This window comes from Bordetella petrii (assembly GCF_020991325.1).
Lineage (GTDB): Bacteria > Pseudomonadota > Gammaproteobacteria > Burkholderiales > Burkholderiaceae_B > Bordetella_A > Bordetella_A petrii_E.
This window is the reverse complement of the sequence record NZ_JAJMLX010000468.1, coordinates 1-1,842: the sequence shown is the minus strand read 5'-3', so window position 1 is coordinate 1,842 and position 1,842 is coordinate 1. Positions and strand designations below refer to the sequence as shown.

Annotated in this window: 2 protein-coding genes and 1 pseudogene; all 3 read left to right on the top strand. The window is 69.8% G+C overall.

Annotated features, from left to right (window positions below; all coding sequences use genetic code 11):
- The coding region (locus LPZ50_RS24620) for a FliI/YscN family ATPase (RefSeq protein ID WP_230665457.1) at nt 1-1,008 on the top strand (1,008 nt) is incomplete at its 5' end.
- Nucleotides 1,001-1,447, top strand: a complete 447-nt coding sequence (fliJ, locus tag LPZ50_RS24615) for a flagellar export protein FliJ (RefSeq protein ID WP_230665456.1) — start codon at nt 1,001-1,003, stop codon at nt 1,445-1,447. The genes LPZ50_RS24620 and fliJ, both read left to right, overlap by 8 nt.
- Nucleotides 1,448-1,478: 31 nt before the next feature.
- Nucleotides 1,479-1,842 (top strand): annotated as a pseudogene (locus LPZ50_RS24610) (hypothetical protein); the annotation flags it as partial.

Below are 1,842 nucleotides of genomic sequence, written 5' to 3'. Positions count from 1 at the left end.
GGCCTGGGCCCCCTGGCCGGCGCCGAACTGGCGCCGCTCTCGGCCCTGCCCGTCAACCCGCTGTCGCGCGCGCCCATCGACACGGTGCTGGACGTGGGCGTGCGCGCCATCAACGGCCTGCTGACGGTGGGCCGGGGCCAGCGCATGGGCCTGTTCGCCGGTTCGGGGGTGGGCAAGAGCGTGCTGCTGGGCATGATGGCCCGCTACACGCGCGCCGACGTCATCGTGGTGGGCCTGATTGGCGAGCGCGGCCGCGAAGTCAAGGAATTCATCGAACACAACCTGGGTGCGGACGGCCTGGCCCGCTCGGTGGTGGTGGCGGCGCCGGCCGACGTGTCGCCGCTGCTGCGCCTGCAGGGCGCGGCCTATGCCACCCGCCTGGCCGAGCATTTCCGCGACCAGGGGCTGGACGTGCTGCTGATCATGGATTCGCTTACCCGCTATGCCATGGCGCAACGCGAAATTGCGCTTGCCATAGGCGAACCGCCCGCCACCAAGGGCTATCCGCCTTCGGTATTCGCGCGCCTGCCCGCGCTGGTGGAACGCGCCGGCATGGGCGCGCCCGGACCTGGGGGCAAGGCGGGTTCGATCACCGCGTTCTATACCGTACTGGCCGAAGGCGACGACCAGCAAGACCCCATTGCGGATGCGGCGCGCGCCATCCTGGATGGCCACGTCGTGCTGTCGCGCCACCTGGCCGAAGCGGGCCACTATCCCGCCATCGACATCGAAGCGTCGATCTCGCGCGCCATGACCTCGCTGATTTCCGATGCCCAGTACGCCGTGGTGCGCCGCTTCAAGCAGACCCTGTCGCGCTACCAGCGCAACCGCGACCTGATCGCCGTGGGCGCCTATACCGCGGGCAACGATCCGCAGCTGGATGACGCCATTGCGCGCTATCCGCGCCTGGAGGCGTTCCTGCAGCAGAACATAGGCGACAACGTGGCCTACGAATCGGCGGTGGACCAACTGCGCGCGGCCTTCGAAACCAAGGAAGCCTATGCCTAGCCAACTGCCCCTGGACACGCTGATCGGCCTGGCCAAGGAAAGCACCGACGACGCGGCGCGCGCCCTGGGACGCCTGAACGCCGAGCGCAATCACGCCGAAAAGCAGTTGTCCATGCTGCAGGATTACCGGCAGGACTACCTGCAGCGCCTGCAGAATGCCATGCAATCGGGCATGTCGGCGGCCGATTGCCATAACTACCAACGTTTCATCGGCACGCTGGACGACGCCATCAACCAGCAAACCGCGGTGCTGCGCCAGGCCGATACCCACCTGGCCCATGGCCGCGTGCATTGGCAGCAGCAGCAGCGCCGGCTGAACTCGTTCGACGCACTGGCCGAGCGCGAGCGGCGCGCACTGGCTCTGGCGGAAAACCGCCGCGAACAGCGCGCCAACGACGAATTCGCGGCACGCATGCAATACCGCCACCACCCCGCCTAGAACGCCCCCGAACGCCGACCAGGATTCCCCCATGACCGCGACCTCCCCAACCGCCTTGCTGGCCCCGGCCGCTCCGCCCGTTGCCGCCGACCGCGCACAATCGTCCGCCCGTGCCGGAAAGACTGAAAGCTTCGCGCAACAACTGGCGCGCCAGCGCGGCGCAAGCACGGGCGACACTCAAGCGGTTGCGCCGCCTGCCACCCGGCCCGCCAGCGGCAAGCCCGCCGCCTCCGAGGCCGAACCGGATTCGGCGGCCCCGGACAGCGTTCCGGAGAGCGATGCCGCGGCCCAGGCGGCCGCCGGCGCCGCCGCAGCAAGCGCACAGGCGCAGCCCGCGCAAGCGGTGCCCACGCCCTCGGGCCTGCCGGCACAGGCACTGGGGATCGCCACCCAGG

Excerpts from the sequence above, each read along its gene's own strand:
- fliJ (WP_230665456.1), top strand. The coding sequence starts at position 1,001 with ATGCCTAGCCAACTGCCCCTGGACACGCTGATCGGCCTGGCCAAGGAA.